Here is a 16,897-nt window from a genome sequence, read left to right on the forward strand (position 1 = left end):
GCTAATCCCATCTGGGCACATCCGATGGCAAGAGGCCCGAAGGTCCCCCTCTTTGGTCTTGCGACGTTATGCGGTATTAGCTACCGTTTCCAGTAGTTATCCCCCTCCATCAGGCAGTTTCCCAGACATTACTCACCCGTCCGCCACTCGTCAGCAAAGCAGCAAGCTGCTTCCTGTTACCGTTCGACTTGCATGTGTTAGGCCTGCCGCCAGCGTTCAATCTGAGCCATGATCAAACTCTTCAATTTAAAAGTTTGATGCTCAAAGAATTAAACTTCGTAATGAATTACGTGTTCACTCCTGAGACTTGGTATTCATTTTTCGTCTTGCGACGTTAAGAATCCGTATCTTCGAGTGCCCACACAGATTGTCTGATAAATTGTTAAAGAGCAGTGCCGCTTCGCTTTTTCTCAACGGCGCGGGGTGTGCATAATACGCTTTCCCGCTACAGAGTCAAGCATTTATTTTGCTTTCCCTGCCGAAGTTCTCAGGAGAACCCCGCTGACCCGGCGGCGTGTTTGCCGTTGTTCCGTGTCAGTGGTGGCGCATTATAGGGAGTTATTCCGGCCTGACAAGCAAAAAATATAAAAACTTTATTGTTCGCTCATTTTCCAGGCAAAACATCTTTAATATAGTCTTTTCCGTCTAACTTATAGACAAAAACGAGCCCCGAAGGCTCGTTTTATCATTACTGGACGGCGACGATCCGGTCTTCATTAACTTCCAGGCGAATAACTTTACCCGGAACCAATTCACCAGACAGTATTTGCTGTGCCAGCGGGTTTTCGATCTGCTGCTGGATAGCACGCTTCAGAGGACGTGCACCATAGACCGGATCGTAACCGTTCTCGCTCAGCAGTTTCAGCGCCTCGTCAGAAATGTGGATTTCATAACCACGTTCTTCCAGACGTTTGTACAGACGTTTCAACTGAATCTGCGCAATCGACGCAATGTGTTGTTCACCCAGCGGATGGAAGACGACGACTTCATCGATACGGTTAATGAATTCCGGACGGAAGTTATGGCTTACCACACCGAGCACCAGCTCTTTCATGTGCGCATAATCCAGTTCACCAAAACGTTCCTGAATCAGATCGGAACCGAGGTTAGAGGTCATAATGACGACCGTATTACGGAAGTCGACCGTTCTCCCCTGCCCGTCAGTCAGACGCCCATCATCCAGTACCTGCAACAGAATGTTGAAGACATCCGGATGCGCTTTTTCCACTTCATCCAGCAGGATGACGGAATACGGACGACGACGCACCGCTTCGGTCAGATAGCCACCTTCTTCATAACCAACATATCCCGGAGGCGCACCAACCAGACGAGACACCGAGTGTTTCTCCATAAACTCGGACATATCGATACGGACCATCGCCTCGTCGCTATCAAACATAAAGTTCGCCAGCGCCTTACAAAGCTCTGTTTTCCCCACACCCGTTGGGCCGAGGAACAGGAATGAACCAATCGGGCGATTTGGATCCGCCAGCCCCGCACGGCTACGACGAATAGCGTTAGATACCGCATCAACCGCTTCGTTCTGACCAATAACGCGATGGTGCAGTTCTTGCTCCATACGCAGCAGTTTTTCGCGCTCGCTTTCCATCATGCGAGAAACCGGAATTCCCGTCCAACGCGCCAGCACTTCAGCAATTTCGGCATCGGTCACTTTATTACGCAACAGACGCATAGTTTTGCCTTCGAGCTGCGTTGCGGCTTCCAGTTGCTTTTCCAGTTCCGGGATTTTGCCGTATTGCAGTTCAGACATCCGCGCCAGGTCACCCACACGGCGAGCCTGTTCAATAGCGATTTTCGCCTGTTCCAGTTCCGCTTTAATGGTCTGCGTACCAGAAAGCGAGGCTTTCTCTGCTTTCCACTCTTCTTCTAACTCGGAGTACTGACGTTCTTTGTCGCTCAGTTCTTCGTTGAGCATATCCAGGCGTTTTTTACTGGCTTCATCAGACTCTTTCATTAACGCCTGTTGTTCCAGTTTGAGCTGGATGATACGACGATCGAGTCGGTCGAGTTCTTCTGGTTTTGAGTCAATCTGCATACGAATGCTGGATGCTGCTTCATCGATCAGGTCGATGGCTTTATCCGGCAGCTGACGGTCAGCAATGTAGCGATGAGACAACGTCGCTGCTGCAACAATTGCCGGGTCAGTAATTTGCACATGGTGGTGCAGCTCGTAACGTTCTTTCAGGCCACGCAGAATAGCAATGGTATCTTCAACAGAAGGCTCGGCAACAAACACTTTCTGGAAACGACGTTCCAGCGCAGCATCTTTTTCGATGTACTGGCGATATTCGTCAAGCGTCGTGGCACCTACGCAGTGCAATTCACCACGCGCCAGTGCAGGTTTCAGCATGTTTCCGGCGTCCATTGCGCCATCGGCTTTACCCGCGCCGACCATGGTATGTAATTCGTCGATAAACAGGATGACGTTGCCTTCCTGTTTAGCAAGATCGTTAAGTACGCCTTTTAAACGTTCTTCAAACTCACCGCGATATTTCGCCCCAGCCACCAGCGCGCCCATATCCAGCGCCAGTACGCGGCGACCTTTCAACCCTTCGGGCACTTCGCCGTTGATAATACGCTGCGCCAGACCTTCAACGATGGCAGTTTTACCGACGCCGGGTTCACCAATCAATACCGGGTTATTTTTAGTACGACGTTGCAGCACCTGAATGGTACGGCGAATTTCTTCATCACGACCAATCACCGGATCGAGTTTGCCTTGTTCGGCTCGTTCGGTAAGGTCGATGGTATATTTTTTCAAAGCCTGACGTTGGTCTTCAGCACCTTGATCGTTCACGCTTTCACCTCCACGCATTTGTTCAATCGCTTGAGTAATGTTGGCGGTGGTCGCCCCTGCTGCTTTCAGGATGTCGGCCAGCGTGCCGCGAGACTCAAGTGCCGCCAGAACGAACAGTTCTGACGAGATAAAGTTATCACCACGTTTTTGCGCCAGCTTGTCGCAAAGATTAAGAACGCGCACCAGATCCTGTGATGGCTGGACATCACCACCAGTACCTTCAACCTGCGGTAAACGATTTAATGCCTGATTGATATCTGTGCGCAACTGGCCAGCATTTATGCCAGCGGATGTTAATAAAGGACTAACCGAACCCCCTTCCTGATTCAGCAGGGCGCTCATTAAATGAAGTGGTTCGATGAATTGGTTGTCGTGCCCGAGTGCAAGTGATTGGGCATCGGCAAGAGCAAGCTGGAATTTATTAGTAAGACGATCCAGACGCATAACTCCTCCCATAACGGATCAAAGTTGCTACTGGAGATTAAATGAGGTCATCCCTCAATTATTCAAGGTTATTGACCAGATTAATGTGAAAAGAAAATCACGCGTACCGGATCGTCTTGATTCTTTAGGTTATATCAGCCAAATGAAACTTGCCATACGACCGGTGGTCTTGTCGCGACGATAAGAGAAGAAAGTCTCATTTTCCGTATATGTACAACGGCCGCCGCCGAAAATTTGTTCAACGCCAACGCTCGCCAGACGCTGTCGGGCAAGGAGATAAATATCCGCCAGATACTTATCACCATGCTGAATGAAAGCTGTACTCGCTTTGGCGTCTACTGCCATAAACGCCTCGCGAACCTCCGCCCCCACTTCAAACGCGCGTGGACCAATTGCCGGCCCTAACCAGGCGAGAATATTTTCCGGATTATCAGCAAAACAAGAAACCGTCTCTTCCAGCACGCCAGAACACAGCCCGCGCCAGCCTGCATGAGCGGCGGCAACTTCCGTTCCCGTACGATTGCAAAACAGCACAGGGAGGCAGTCAGCCGTCATCACTGCGCAAACCGTGCCGGGCGTATTGCTATAAGAGGCATCAGCTCGTTTTGAGGCATAAGGTTCGCCAGTAAGCTTAAGCACATCTTTGCCGTGTACCTGCTCAAGCCAGACCGGTTTTGAAGGCAAATTGCCCGCAGCAAAAAGTCGCTTGCGATTCTCTTCAACGTGATCCGGGTTATCACCACAATGAGCGCCAAGGTTGAGAGAGTCGTAAGGCGGCAAGCTCACGCCGCCGATACGGGTAGAGCTACAGGCCGCAACACCTTTTGGCAGCGGCCACTGCGGGACAATCAGCTTACTCATAACCAGTCCCCTTCATCCTTATGCTCTTCGAAATCGGCGCGCATCTCCTCAATCAGCTCCACCATATCTTGTGGAATAGGCGCATGCCATTCCATTTCGATACCGGAGATCGGGTGATAAAGACGCAGCATGGTTGCATGAAGCGCCTGGCGGTCAAACTTACGCAGCGTGGAGATAAACGCTTCCGAAGCACCTTTTGGCGGACGCGGACGGCCACCATAAACCGGATCGCCCACCAGCGGATGAGTGATATGGGCCATATGCACGCGGATCTGGTGCGTACGTCCAGTTTCCAGACGCAACCGCAGACGCGTGTGCACACGGAAGTGTTCCATGATGCGATAGTGAGTGACCGCCGGTTTACCCATCGGATGCACCGCCATGTGAGTACGTTTGGTCGGGTGGCGGCTGATTGGTTCATCTACTGTACCGCCAGCGGTCATATGACCAATTGCCACCGCTTCATACTCACGAGTAATTTCACGCCGTTGCAAAGATTCGACTAAACGCGTCTGAGCCGGAACGGTTTTTGCCACAACCATCAGGCCGGTGGTGTCTTTATCCAGACGATGGACGATGCCCGCACGCGGTACATCGGCAATGGGCGGATAGTAATGAAGCAACGCATTCAGTACCGTACCATCCGGGTTACCCGCGCCAGGATGTACCACCAGGTCGCGTGGTTTATTAATGACGATGATATCTTCATCTTCATAGACGATATCCAGCGGGATATCCTGCGGTTCAAAACGCGCTTCTTCTTCAATCTCAGCGTTGATGGCCACCTGCTCGCCACCCAATACTTTTTCTTTCGGCTTATCACACACTTTGCCGTTAACCAGCACGCGCTGGTCGAGGATCCATTCTTTTATTCGCGAACGTGAATAATCCGGGAACATTTCGGCCAAAGCCTGATCTAAGCGTTGACCGAGTTGGTTTTCGGACACCGTTGCAGTGAGCTGTACTCGTTGTGCCATATATACTGCTTCTTCGTTTATCGTTGGGGTTTTACGGCTTTGCCGTTTAATATAGTGTGCTATTGTAGCTGGTCTTAACCGGGAGCAGGAACAGAGAATCTCCCGTATTACATTTTGAGGAAAGTCAAAACGTCATGACGCGCATGAAATATCTGGTGGCAGCCGCCACACTAAGCCTGTTTTTGGCGGGTTGCTCGGGGTCAAAGGAAGAAGTACCTGATAATCCGCCAAATGAAATTTACGCGACTGCACAACAAAAGCTGCAGGACGGTAACTGGAGACAGGCAATAACGCAACTGGAAGCGTTAGATAATCGCTATCCGTTTGGTCCGTATTCGCAGCAGGTGCAGCTGGATCTCATCTACGCCTACTATAAAAACGCCGATTTGCCGTTAGCACAGGCTGCCATCGATCGTTTTATTCGCCTTAACCCGACCCATCCGAATATCGATTATGTCATGTACATGCGTGGCCTGACCAATATGGCGCTGGATGACAGTGCGCTGCAAGGGTTCTTTGGCGTTGACCGTAGCGATCGCGATCCTCAACATGCACGAGCTGCGTTTAGTGACTTTTCCAAACTGGTGCGCGGCTATCCGAACAGTCAGTACACCACCGATGCCACCAAACGTCTGGTATTCCTGAAAGATCGTCTGGCGAAATATGAATACTCCGTGGCCGAGTATTATACAGAACGTGGTGCATGGGTTGCTGTCGTTAACCGCGTAGAAGGCATGTTGCGCGACTATCCGGATACCCAGGCTACGCGTGATGCGCTGCCGCTGATGGAAAATGCATACCGTCAGATGCAGATGAATGCGCAAGCTGAAAAAGTAGCGAAAATCATCGCCGCAAACAGCAGCAATACATAACAGAAACCTGAAACACAAAACGGCGGCCTTGAGCTGCCGTTTTTTTATTCTGTTAGTTGTGAAACTGAAGCGATTTAGTCACTATCGATCTCATCAAATATGGCTCGCTTTGAGATATTCCTCAAGTAAAAAAACACCTCTTCCTGCGATTTCTCACAAAAAAGATTCGTTGACAAAAAGTGACAAAATTATGAGATTTCCATCACACATTTTGACATCAGGAACGTTATGCTGAATTCACCAAGACGGGAAGACAAGAGGTAAAATTTATGACAATGAACATTACCAGCAAACAAATGGAAATTACTCCGGCCATCCGCCAACATGTCGCAGACCGTCTCGCCAAACTGGAAAAATGGCAAACACATCTGATTAATCCACATATCATTCTGTCCAAAGAGCCACAAGGGTTTGTTGCTGACGCCACAATCAATACACCTAACGGCGTTCTGGTTGCCAGTGGTAAACATGAAGATATGTACACCGCAATTAACGAATTGATCAACAAGCTGGAACGGCAGCTCAATAAACTGCAGCACAAAGGCGAAGCACGTCGTGCCGCAACATCGGTGAAAGACGCCAACTTCGTCGAAGAAGTTGAAGAAGAGTAGTCCTTTATATTGAGTGTATCGCCAACGCGCCTTCGGGCGCGTTTTTTGTTGACAGCGTGAAAACAGTACGGGTACTGTACTAAAGTCACTTAAGGAAACAAACATGAAACACACACCGTTTTTCTTCGCATTCTTTTTTACCTTCCCCTGAATGGGAGGCGTTTCGTCGTGTGAAACAGAATGCGAAGACGAACAATAAGGCCTCCCAAATCGGGGGGCCTTTTTTATTGATAACAAAAAGGCAACACTATGACATCGGAAAACCCGTTACTGGCGCTGCGAGAGAAAATCAGCGCGCTGGATGAAAAATTATTAGCATTACTGGCAGAGCGACGCGAACTGGCCGTCGAGGTGGGAAAAGCCAAACTGCTCTCGCATCGCCCGGTACGTGATATTGATCGTGAACGCGATTTGCTGGAAAGATTAATTACGCTCGGTAAAGCGCACCATCTGGACGCCCATTACATTACTCGCCTGTTCCAGCTCATCATTGAAGATTCCGTATTAACTCAGCAGGCTTTGCTCCAGCAACATCTCAATAAAATTAATCCGCACTCAGCACGCATCGCTTTTCTCGGCCCCAAAGGTTCTTATTCCCATCTTGCGGCGCGCCAGTATGCTGCTCGTCACTTTGAGCAATTCATTGAAAGTGGCTGCGCCAAATTTGCCGATATTTTTAATCAGGTGGAAACCGGCCAGGCCGACTATGCCGTCGTACCGATTGAAAATACCAGCTCCGGTGCCATAAACGACGTTTACGATCTGCTGCAACATACCAGTTTGTCGATTGTTGGCGAGATGACGTTAACTATCGATCATTGTTTGTTGGTCTCCGGCACTACTGATTTATCCGCCATCAATACGGTCTACAGCCATCCGCAGCCATTCCAGCAATGCAGCAAATTCCTTAATCGTTATCCGCACTGGAAGATTGAATATACCGAAAGTACGTCTGCGGCAATGGAAAAGGTTGCACAGGCAAAATCACCGCATGTTGCTGCGTTGGGAAGCGAAGCTGGCGGCACTTTGTACGGTTTGCAGGTACTGGAGCGTATTGAAGCGAATCAGCGACAAAACTTCACCCGATTTGTGGTGTTGGCACGTAAAGCCATTAACGTTTCTGACCAGGTTCCGGCGAAAACGACGTTGTTAATGGCGACCGGACAACAAGCTGGTGCACTGGTTGAAGCGTTGCTGGTACTGCGCAACCACAGTCTGATTATGACCCGTCTGGAATCACGTCCGATTCACGGTAATCCGTGGGAAGAGATGTTTTATCTGGATATTCAGGCCAATCTTAAATCAGCGGAAATGCAAAAAGCATTGAAAGAGTTAGGGGAAATCACCCGTTCGATGAAGGTATTGGGCTGTTACCCAAGTGAGAACGTAGTGCCTGTTGATCCAACCTGATGAAAAAGTGCCGGATGATGTGAATCATCCGGCACTGGATTATTACTGGCGATTGTCATTCGCCTGACGCAATAACACGCGGCTTTCACTCTGAAAACGCTGTGCGTAATCGCCGAACCAGTGCTCCACCTTGCGGAAACTGTCAATAAACGCCTGCTTATCGCCCTGCTCCAGCAACTCAATCGCCTCGCCGAAACGCTTATAGTAACGTTTGATTAACGCCAGATTACGCTCTGACGACATAATAATGTCGGCATAAAGCTGCGGATCCTGAGCAAACAGTCGCCCAACCATCGCCAGTTCAAGGCGGTAAATCGGCGAAGAGAGCGCCAGAAGTTGCTCAAGCTGAACATTTTCTTCTGCCAGGTGCAGCCCATAAGCAAAAGTAGCAAAGTGGCGCAGAGCCTGAATAAACGCCATATTCTGATCGTGCTCGACAGCGCTAATACGATGCAGCCGAGCGCCCCAGACCTGAATTTGCTCCAGAAACCATTGGTATGCTTCCGGCTTACGTCCATCACACCAGACCACAACTTGCTTTGCCAGGCTACCGCTGTCCGGACCGAACATCGGGTGTAGCCCCAGCACCGGACCATCATGCGCCGCCAGCATGGCCTGTAATGGCCCATTTTTCACTGATGCCAGATCGACCAGAATACAATCTTTCGGTAAAGGCGGTAATTTGCCGATAACTTGCTCAGTAACGTGGATGGGCACACTAACAATCACCATTCCGGCATCGGAAACAATATCAGCCGCTCGATCCCAGTCATGTTGCTCCAGAATCCGCACCTGATAACCCGAGAGTGTCAGCATCTTCTCGAACAGACGTCCCATCTGACCGCCACCACCGACGATAACCACCGGGCGCAGTGACGGACAAAGCGTTTTAAATCCTTTGTCGTTTTCACTGGAGTAAGATTCACGCATCACCCGACGCAAAACATCCTCAATCAGATCTGGCGGTACACCCAGAGCTTCCGCCTCTGCACGACGCGAGGCCAACATAGATGCCTCGCGCTCCGGAACATAAATAGGCAGTCCAAAGCGGCTTTTCACCTCGCCCACTTCAGCAACCAGTTCCAGACGCTTCGCTAATAAATTCAGCAGCGCTTTATCGACTTCATCAATTTGATCGCGTAATGCGGTCAATTCAGCAACCATAATAAACCTCTTAAGCCACGCGAGCCGTCAGCTGCCCGTTCAGATCCTGATGAATTTCACGCAGCAAGGCATCGGTCATTTCCCAGCTAATGCAGGCATCGGTTACGGATACACCGTATTTCATTTCACTGCGCGGTTGCTCGGAAGACTGATTGCCCTCGTGGATATTACTTTCGATCATCAGACCAATAATTGAGCGATTGCCATCTTTGATTTGAGCAACCACGGATTCTGCCACCGCAGGCTGACGGCGATAATCTTTATTGGAATTACCGTGGCTGCAATCTACCATCAGAGACGGGCGCAGTCCCGCCTGTTCCATCTCTTTTTCACATTGCGCAACATCCGCAGGGCTATAGTTTGGCGCTTTACCACCGCGCAGGATCACATGCCCGTCCGGATTCCCCTGAGTTTGTAGCAACGCAACCTGCCCTGCCTGGTTAATGCCAACAAAACGGTGCGGCTGGGCGGCGGCACGCATAGCGTTAATTGCCGTTGCCAGACTGCCATCGGTGCCGTTTTTAAAACCAACCGGCATGGAAAGCCCGGAGGCCATTTCACGGTGAGTTTGCGATTCCGTTGTACGAGCACCAATTGCTGACCAGCTAAACAGATCGCCCAGGTATTGCGGGCTATTCGGATCTAACGCTTCCGTCGCCAGTGGCAGTCCCATATTCACCAGCTCAAGCAGCAATTTACGCGCGATCTGCAGCCCGGCTTCTACATCAAAAGAGCCATCCATATGGGGATCGTTAATTAACCCTTTCCAGCCGACAGTGGTACGGGGTTTTTCAAAATAGACGCGCATTACCAGATAGAGGCTATCGCTGACCTCTGCGGCAAGGGCTTTAAATCGACGAGCATATTCCAGAGCAGTTTCCGGATCATGAATGGAACAAGGACCACATACTACCAGCAGACGAGGATCGCGCCCGGCGATAATATCTGAAATGGTTTTACGCGAGTCAGCAATCTGGGCTTCTTGTTGCAGGCTTAATGGAAAAGCGGCCTTCAGTTGTTCCGGAGTCATTAAAACCTGTTCGTCGGTAATATGTACGTTATTCAGCGCGTCTTTCTGCATGATGGCGATCCTGTTTATGCTCGTTTGCGATAGTTGATCCTCAGCGAGGATGACGTAACGATAACACATAAAGTAAAGTTTTCAATCCATATTTCGTACATATTTCTTTACATAAGCAATTTATTCGCGCTTTTTTACCCTTGTCTCTGTATATATACATTTACACCACCTTTAAAAACAATCCGCTATGCTTTGAAAAAGGAGAAAGAAATGATGAAAAAATTTATCGCCCCCTTGTTGGCTTTACTGGTTAGCGGATGTCAGATTGATCCTTATACTCACGCGCCAACCTTGACCAGCACCGACTGGTATGATGTTGGTATGGAAGATGCGATATCGGGCAGCGCCATTAAAGATGACGATACATTTAGCGATTCACAGGCGGATCGCGGTCTATACCTTAAAGGATATGCCGAAGGACAAAAGAAAACTTGCCAGACCGATTTTACTTATGCCCGGGGACTTTCTGGTAAAAGCTTTCCTGCCAGCTGCAATAATGTTGAAAATGCCAGCCAACTGCATGAAGTATGGCGAAAAGGGGCTGATGAAAACGCCAGCACAATACGATTAAATTAATTACCCCCCAAATCAATTAAGCATGAGATTTTACTCATTATGTTTTATTTCTCACATTGATGACGACCGCATGAAAGGATGATATTTTAATGAGCATTCTGAAAAAATATCGATGCATTTCGAGCGAAGATGGTGAGGATCCCTGAATGCGTTTTTCTCACCGACTGTTCTTACTGCTGATTCTCCTGCTGACGGGAGCACCAATACTCGCTCAGGAACCTTCTGACGTTGCGAAAAACGTGCGTATGATGGTTTCCGGTATTGTCAGTTACACCCGCTGGCCTGGGCTATCAGGGCCACCAAAGTTATGTATCTTTTCATCTTCACGTTTTAGTACCGCCTTACAAGAAAATGCTGCTACATCTTTACCTTATCTGCCTGTCATCATTCATACTCAACAAGAGGCGATAATTTCAGGCTGCAATGGTTTTTATTTTGGCAACGAGTCACCGACATTCCAGATGGAATTAACCGAACAATATCCGTCAAAGGCGTTATTATTAATTGCCGAACAAAATACCGAGTGCATTATTGGTAGCGCCTTTTGTCTGATCATCCACAATAATGACGTCAGATTTGCCGTAAACCTGGATGCCTTATCGCGTAGCGGTGTAAAGGTCAACCCGGATGTCTTAATGCTCGCACGGAAGAAAAATGATGGATAACGATAATTCTCTTCATAAGCGCCCCACGTTTAAAAGAGCATTACGCAACATCAGCATGACCAGCATATTTATCACTATGACGCTGATCTGGCTGCTGCTTTCCGTGACGTCAGTGCTAACCCTGAAACAATACGCGCAAAAAAACCTGGCACTGACAGCAGCAACAATGACTTACAGTCTGGAAGCAGCTGTCGTTTTTGCCGATGGCCCTGCAGCAACTGAAACACTGGCAGCACTGGGCCAGCAAGGCCAATTTTCAACTGCAGAAGTGCGTGATAAGCAGCAAAATATTCTGGCATCCTGGCATTACACCCATAAGGAACCAGGCGATACTTTCAGCAATTTCATAAGCCACTGGCTCTTCCCTGCCCCCATCATTCAGCCGATTCGCCACAATGGTGAAACCATTGGCGAAGTACGCTTAACTGCTCGCGACAGTTCAATCAGCCATTTTATCTGGTTTTCGCTCGCTGTCCTGACCGGTTGTATTCTGCTGGCATCAAGCATCGCAATTACCCTCACCCGCCATTTGCACAATGGCCTGGTGGAAGCGCTGAAAAATATCACCGATGTCGTACATGATGTGCGTTCTAACCGCAATTTTTCCCGACGAGTTTCGGAAGAACGTATCGCTGAGTTTCACCGCTTCGCTCTCGACTTCAACAGTCTGCTGGATGAAATGGAAGAGTGGCAGCTTCGTTTACAGGCCAAAAATGCGCAGCTTCTACGTACCGCGCTACATGACCCATTAACCGGGCTGGCTAACCGCGCAGCGTTTCGTAGCGGCATCAACACGTTGATGAACAATTCCGATGCCCGAAAAACGTCGGCGTTACTATTTCTTGATGGCGATAATTTCAAATATATCAATGATACCTGGGGTCATGCGACGGGCGATAGAGTCTTGATTGAAATAGCAAAACGGTTAGCTGAATTTGGCGGGCTACGACATAAAGCATACCGCCTGGGCGGCGATGAATTCGCTATGGTGCTCTATGATGTACAGTCGGAATCTGAAGTGCAGCAGATATGCTCAGCACTGACACAAATTTTTAATCTCCCGTTTGATCTTCATAATGGCCATCAGACTACCATGACATTAAGCATTGGTTACGCGATGACTATTGAGCACGCCTCTGCGGAAAATTTACAAGAGCTTGCCGATCACAATATGTATCAGGCCAAACACCAGCGTGCCGAAAAGCTGGTGAGATAACAAGGATATATCGATATGATAAAGCACCTGCTAGCACCCCTGATTTTCACCTCGCTAATACTTACTGGCTGCCAGTCCCCTCAGGGAAAGTTTACTCCTGAGCAAGTCGCCGCTATGCAATCTTATGGATTTACTGAATCCGCCGGCGACTGGTCGCTGGGCTTATCAGATGCCATTCTGTTCGCAAAAAATGACTACAAATTGCTCCCGGAAAGCCAGCAACAAATCCAAACCATGGCAGCCAAATTGGCCTCGACAGGGCTAACACATGCCCGTATGGATGGACACACCGACAACTATGGTGAAGACAGTTACAACGAAGTCTTATCATTAAAACGGGCGAATGTCGTGGCCGATGCATGGGCTATGGGTGGACAAATTCCGCGCAGCAATCTCACCACACAGGGTTTAGGAAAAAAATATCCCATAGCCAGTAACAAGACCGCCCAGGGCCGCGCCGAGAACCGCCGCGTCGCAGTGGTGATTACTGCCCCTTAAAACACGAGCAAACAGACAAAAAAAGGGCCAGCCAATTGGCCAGCCCTTCTTAACAGGATGTCGCTTAAGCGAAATCTTAGTTAAGGCGCTCTTTGATACGAGCAGCCTTACCAGTACGCTCACGCAGGTAGTACAGTTTAGCTTTACGAACAGCACCACGACGTTTGACAGAAATGCTGTCAACTACCGGAGAGTGAGTCTGGAAGACACGCTCAACGCCTTCGCCGTTGGAAATTTTACGAACAGTGAATGCAGAGTGCAGACCGCGGTTACGAATAGCGATAACCACGCCCTCGAATGCCTGCAGACGTTTTTTGGAACCTTCAACAACCCATACTTTCACTTCCACGGTATCACCCGGACGGAAGGAAGGTACGTCCTGCTTCATCTGCTCTTGTTCAAGTTGCTTAATAATGTTGCTCATAATTTAATCTCTTATCCTGGGTAAACTGATATCTCGGGGGCTTACGCCATCCCATCATGTTTATGTTGCTGTTGTGCGTGTTCCGTTTTGAACTCCGCCAGCAACCTTGCTTGCTCTTCAGTCAGAGCCAGGTTTTCCAGAAGTTCAGGTCTTCTAAGCCAGGTACGGCCCAGCGACTGTTTCAAACGCCAGCGACGTATCTCGGCATGGTTACCCGACAGTAACACTGGCGGAACTTCCATCCCTTCTAACACCTCAGGCCGCGTATAGTGCGGGCAATCCAGCAATCCTTCAGCAAAGGAATCTTCCGTTGCCGAGGCTTCATGTCCCAGTACTCCCGGAATAAACCGGGAAACGGAGTCAATCAGCGTCATTGCTGGTAACTCACCACCACTGAGAACGTAATCGCCGATTGACCATTCTTCGTCAATTTCGGTTTGGATCACGCGCTCATCTATACCTTCGTAGCGACCACACACCAGAATCAATTTTTGATTCGTTGCCAGTTCGCTGACGCCCGCTTGATCAAGCTTGCGTCCCTGTGGTGACAGATAAATCACCTTTGCGCCTTCACCCGCCGCGGCTTTTGCTGCATGAATGGCGTCCCGCAAGGGTTGCACCATCATTAACATCCCCGGTCCGCCGCCGTAAGGACGATCGTCCACGGTACGGTGCCGGTCATGCGTGAAGTCGCGAGGACTCCAGCTCTGGATGCTCAGCAGGCCATTTTTAACTGCCCGGCCAGTTACCCCGTAATCGGTAATTGCGCGGAACATTTCAGGAAACAGGCTAATTATGCCAATCCACATAGCGCCGTCTTTTACCGTTTATCCGGTGGTTTAAAAACCAGGATCCCAATCTACTTCGATTGAACGTGTAGTGAGATCGACTTTCTTGATAACCTGCCCATCGAGGAACGGTACGAGACGTTCCTTGATACCAAACGCATCTTTCAGGTTTGCCTTAATGACGAGAACGTCATTAGATCCGGTTTCCATCATATCTACGACTTTACCGAGATCGTAGCCTTCAGTGGTTACTACCTGGCAGCCCATCAGGTCTTTCCAGTAGTAGTCCCCCTCTTCAAGCTGAGGCAACTGCGATGAATCCACGACAATTTCACAATTCGTCAGCAGGTTCGCCGCATCACGATCGTCAACGCCTTTCAGCTTGATGATCATGTCCTGATTGTGGTGCTTCCAGCTTTCCAGCTGGACTTGCTGCCACTGACCCGCCTTCTGGATAAACCAGGGCTGATAGTCAAAAATGCTTTCGGCGTCTTCGGTGGAAGAAAACACTCTGAGCCACCCACGAATACCGTAAGACGACCCCATTTTTCCCAAAACGATGGGATCAACAGGTGCTTGCGCGGTGAGTTGTTTGCTCATCATGACCACCGTGACAGATTAAGCTGCTTTGTTTACTTCTTTGATCAGCGCAGCAACGCGATCAGAAATAGTTGCGCCCTGGCCAACCCAGTGAGCGATGCGATCCAGATCCAGGCGAGTGCCTTCTTCTTTTTCGCTAGCGATTGGGTTGAAGAAACCAACGCGCTCGATGAAGCGACCGTTGCGTGCATTACGGCTGTCAGCGACAACAACCTGGTAGAACGGACGCTTTTTAGCGCCGTGACGTGCTAAACGAATAGTTACCATAACATCCTCTTGTGTGAATAAAACAACCGGACCCCATCGAGGAACGGAGTCCGGTGTCATATTAAAAGCCCGAAAATTTTACTGATTTCTGGAGAAAATGCAATCAGCAGTTAATAACTCTATCGCATAAGGTCATTTAGCGACCAGGAAATCCCGGCGGCATCATCCCTTTCATGCTTCTCATCATCTTCGCCATCCCGCCCTTTTTCATTTTCTTCATCATGCGCTGCATGTCGTCGAACTGTTTCAGAAGACGGTTAACGTCCTGCACCTGCATACCGCAACCGGCAGCGATACGACGCTTACGCGAACCTTTGATGATTTCTGGCTTAGCGCGCTCTTTCATCGTCATCGAGTTGATGATGGCTTCCATACGCACCAGCACTTTATCGTCCATCTGTGACTTGACGTTATCCGGGATCTGCCCCATGCCCGGCAACTTGCCCATCAGGCTAGCCATGCCGCCCATATTTTTCATCTGGCGCAGCTGCTCAAGAAAGTCGTTGAGATCGAAGCCGTCGCCTTTTTTCAGCTTGCTGGCTAATTTCTCTGCCTGCGCGCGGTCAACCTTGCTTTCGATATCTTCGATCAGTGACAGTACGTCGCCCATGCCGAGAATACGGGAGGCAATACGGTCCGGATGGAATGGCTCCAGCGCCTCGGTTTTCTCGCCAACACCGAGGAACTTGATCGGTTTGCCAGTGATGTGACGAATAGAGAGCGCCGCACCGCCGCGGGCATCGCCGTCCACTTTGGTCAACACTACACCGGTAAGCGGTAACGCTTCATTGAATGCTTTTGCCGTATTGGCCGCATCCTGACCGGTCATGGCATCGACCACAAACAGGGTTTCAACCGGATTAATCGACGCATGGACTTGTTTGATCTCGTCCATCATCGCTTCGTCAACGTGCAGACGACCGGCAGTATCCACCAGCAGCACGTCGTAGAATTTCAGTTTGGCTTCTTTCAGCGCCGCGTTAACGATATCTACCGGCTTCTGACCAACATCAGAAGGGAAGAAATCAACGCCCACCTGCTCTGCCAGCGTCTCAAGCTGTTTGATTGCCGCCGGGCGATAGACGTCGGCAGAAACCACCAGCACTTTCTTCTTGTGCTTCTCGCGCAGGAACTTACCGAGTTTACCAACGCTGGTTGTTTTACCGGCACCTTGCAGGCCCGCCATCAGCACGACCGCAGGCGGTTGCGCAGCCAGGTTCAGGGTCTGGTTCTCTTCGCCCATCGCCGCAACCAGTTCGTTACGGACAATTTTGACGAACTCCTGCCCCGGCGTCAGGCTCTTATTAACTTCATGACCAACCGCTTTCTCTTTTACGCGATTGATAAACTCACGCACTACCGGCAGAGCGACGTCCGCCTCCAGCAGCGCCATGCGCACTTCGCGCAGCGTATCTTTTACGTTGTCTTCAGTGAGGCGTCCACGGCCACTGATATTGCGCAGCGTGCGCGACAAACGATCGGTTAAATTATCAAACATTGTCTCTCGCCTGGGGTGGAAACGGTTGGCCGCAATCGCGACACATCATCAGTATTTTGCCGCAGTATAACATGAAGGCGTCTTTGTTGTTATGCAACGGTTGGAGCAGCGTTCACCTGACGCTATA

The 16,897-nt window shown here is 49.7% G+C and carries 18 protein-coding genes, 1 rRNA gene and 1 other annotated feature; of the genes, 8 read left to right on the forward strand and 11 right to left on the reverse strand.

What is annotated here, in order from left to right; all coding sequences use genetic code 11:
- The 4 genes from ACJHYO_RS00005 to rluD form a co-directional block, all read right to left on the reverse strand.
- A 16S ribosomal RNA gene (locus ACJHYO_RS00005) occupies window positions 1-248 on the reverse strand; the annotation flags it as partial.
- A gap of 440 nt (window positions 249-688) precedes the next feature.
- On the reverse strand, window positions 689-3,262 hold the full coding sequence (clpB, locus tag ACJHYO_RS00010) for an ATP-dependent chaperone ClpB (protein ID WP_001235102.1): 2,574 nt from the start codon (window positions 3,260-3,262) through the stop codon (window positions 689-691).
- Window positions 3,263-3,391: 129 nt separating this feature from the next.
- On the reverse strand, window positions 3,392-4,123 hold the full coding sequence (gene yfiH / locus ACJHYO_RS00015) for a purine nucleoside phosphorylase YfiH (RefSeq protein ID WP_000040147.1): 732 nt from the start codon (window positions 4,121-4,123) through the stop codon (window positions 3,392-3,394).
- The gene (gene rluD, locus ACJHYO_RS00020; protein WP_042341814.1) at window positions 4,120-5,100 is read right to left on the reverse strand and encodes a 23S rRNA pseudouridine(1911/1915/1917) synthase RluD; all 981 of its coding nucleotides are present in this window, start codon (window positions 5,098-5,100) and stop codon (window positions 4,120-4,122) included. The genes yfiH and rluD overlap by 4 nt, the downstream gene beginning before the upstream one ends.
- A 134-nt stretch (window positions 5,101-5,234) precedes the next feature.
- Here rluD and bamD point away from each other — a divergent pair, with 134 nt between their 5' ends.
- The 4 genes from bamD (at window position 5,235) to pheA (ending at window position 7,993) form a co-directional block, all read left to right on the forward strand.
- Window positions 5,235-5,972, forward strand: coding sequence for an outer membrane protein assembly factor BamD (bamD, locus tag ACJHYO_RS00025; protein WP_000197686.1), 738 nt, complete (start codon window positions 5,235-5,237; stop codon window positions 5,970-5,972).
- 269 nt (window positions 5,973-6,241) lie between these two features.
- Window positions 6,242-6,583, forward strand: coding sequence for a ribosome-associated translation inhibitor RaiA (gene raiA / locus ACJHYO_RS00030; RefSeq protein ID WP_000178456.1), 342 nt, complete (start codon window positions 6,242-6,244; stop codon window positions 6,581-6,583).
- A gap of 102 nt (window positions 6,584-6,685) precedes the next feature.
- Window positions 6,686-6,811, forward strand: a sequence feature (Phe leader region).
- Entirely contained in the window at window positions 6,687-6,734 is a 48-nt protein-coding gene (gene pheL / locus ACJHYO_RS00035) for a pheA operon leader peptide PheL (protein ID WP_001386991.1), read from the forward strand. (Overlaps the previous feature by 48 nt.)
- A 21-nt stretch (window positions 6,812-6,832) precedes the next feature.
- Window positions 6,833-7,993, forward strand: coding sequence for a bifunctional chorismate mutase/prephenate dehydratase (gene pheA / locus ACJHYO_RS00040; RefSeq protein WP_410232389.1), 1,161 nt, complete (start codon window positions 6,833-6,835; stop codon window positions 7,991-7,993).
- 42 nt (window positions 7,994-8,035) lie between these two features.
- Here pheA and tyrA read toward each other — a convergent pair whose 3' ends face one another.
- Together tyrA and aroF are read right to left on the reverse strand one after the other, a co-directional pair.
- On the reverse strand, window positions 8,036-9,157 hold the full coding sequence (gene tyrA, locus ACJHYO_RS00045; RefSeq protein WP_000225230.1) for a bifunctional chorismate mutase/prephenate dehydrogenase: 1,122 nt from the start codon (window positions 9,155-9,157) through the stop codon (window positions 8,036-8,038).
- 10 nt (window positions 9,158-9,167) lie between these two features.
- Entirely contained in the window at window positions 9,168-10,238 is a 1,071-nt protein-coding gene (gene aroF, locus ACJHYO_RS00050) for a 3-deoxy-7-phosphoheptulonate synthase AroF (RefSeq protein WP_001168045.1), read from the reverse strand.
- 210 nt (window positions 10,239-10,448) lie between these two features.
- Here aroF and ACJHYO_RS00055 point away from each other — a divergent pair, with 210 nt between their 5' ends.
- The 4 genes from ACJHYO_RS00055 to ACJHYO_RS00070 all read left to right on the forward strand — a co-directional run bounded on the left by ACJHYO_RS00055 (window position 10,449) and on the right by ACJHYO_RS00070 (window position 13,193).
- Window positions 10,449-10,814, forward strand: a complete 366-nt coding sequence (locus ACJHYO_RS00055; protein WP_024188615.1) for a DUF2799 domain-containing protein — start codon at window positions 10,449-10,451, stop codon at window positions 10,812-10,814.
- 146 nt (window positions 10,815-10,960) lie between these two features.
- Window positions 10,961-11,479 (forward strand): YfiR family protein, encoded by a 519-nt coding sequence (locus ACJHYO_RS00060; protein ID WP_001212400.1) that lies wholly within the window; start codon window positions 10,961-10,963, stop codon window positions 11,477-11,479.
- On the forward strand, window positions 11,469-12,695 hold the full coding sequence (gene dgcN, locus ACJHYO_RS00065) for a diguanylate cyclase DgcN (protein WP_410232390.1): 1,227 nt from the start codon (window positions 11,469-11,471) through the stop codon (window positions 12,693-12,695). The genes ACJHYO_RS00060 and dgcN overlap by 11 nt, the downstream gene beginning before the upstream one ends.
- A 15-nt stretch (window positions 12,696-12,710) precedes the next feature.
- Window positions 12,711-13,193, forward strand: coding sequence for an OmpA family protein (locus tag ACJHYO_RS00070; RefSeq protein WP_000589792.1), 483 nt, complete (start codon window positions 12,711-12,713; stop codon window positions 13,191-13,193).
- 76 nt (window positions 13,194-13,269) lie between these two features.
- Here ACJHYO_RS00070 and rplS read toward each other — a convergent pair whose 3' ends face one another.
- From rplS to ffh, 5 genes are all read right to left on the reverse strand, one after another.
- Window positions 13,270-13,617, reverse strand: a complete 348-nt coding sequence (gene rplS / locus ACJHYO_RS00075; protein WP_000065253.1) for a 50S ribosomal protein L19 — start codon at window positions 13,615-13,617, stop codon at window positions 13,270-13,272.
- A gap of 41 nt (window positions 13,618-13,658) precedes the next feature.
- On the reverse strand, window positions 13,659-14,426 hold the full coding sequence (gene trmD / locus ACJHYO_RS00080; RefSeq protein WP_000264777.1) for a tRNA (guanosine(37)-N1)-methyltransferase TrmD: 768 nt from the start codon (window positions 14,424-14,426) through the stop codon (window positions 13,659-13,661).
- A 30-nt stretch (window positions 14,427-14,456) separates the two neighbouring features.
- Window positions 14,457-15,005 (reverse strand): ribosome maturation factor RimM, encoded by a 549-nt coding sequence (gene rimM / locus ACJHYO_RS00085; protein WP_000043335.1) that lies wholly within the window; start codon window positions 15,003-15,005, stop codon window positions 14,457-14,459.
- 18 nt (window positions 15,006-15,023) lie between these two features.
- Window positions 15,024-15,272 carry a 30S ribosomal protein S16 gene (gene rpsP / locus ACJHYO_RS00090; RefSeq protein ID WP_000256450.1) on the reverse strand — a complete coding sequence of 83 codons (249 nt, stop codon included), beginning with the start codon at window positions 15,270-15,272 and terminating at the stop codon, window positions 15,024-15,026.
- A 136-nt stretch (window positions 15,273-15,408) separates the two neighbouring features.
- Entirely contained in the window at window positions 15,409-16,770 is a 1,362-nt protein-coding gene (gene ffh / locus ACJHYO_RS00095) for a signal recognition particle protein (RefSeq protein ID WP_000460035.1), read from the reverse strand.
- Window positions 16,771-16,897: the final 127 nt, after the last annotated feature.

It is taken from the genome of Escherichia sp. WS1118, from assembly GCF_046487695.1.
Classification (GTDB): domain Bacteria; phylum Pseudomonadota; class Gammaproteobacteria; order Enterobacterales; family Enterobacteriaceae; genus Escherichia; species Escherichia coli.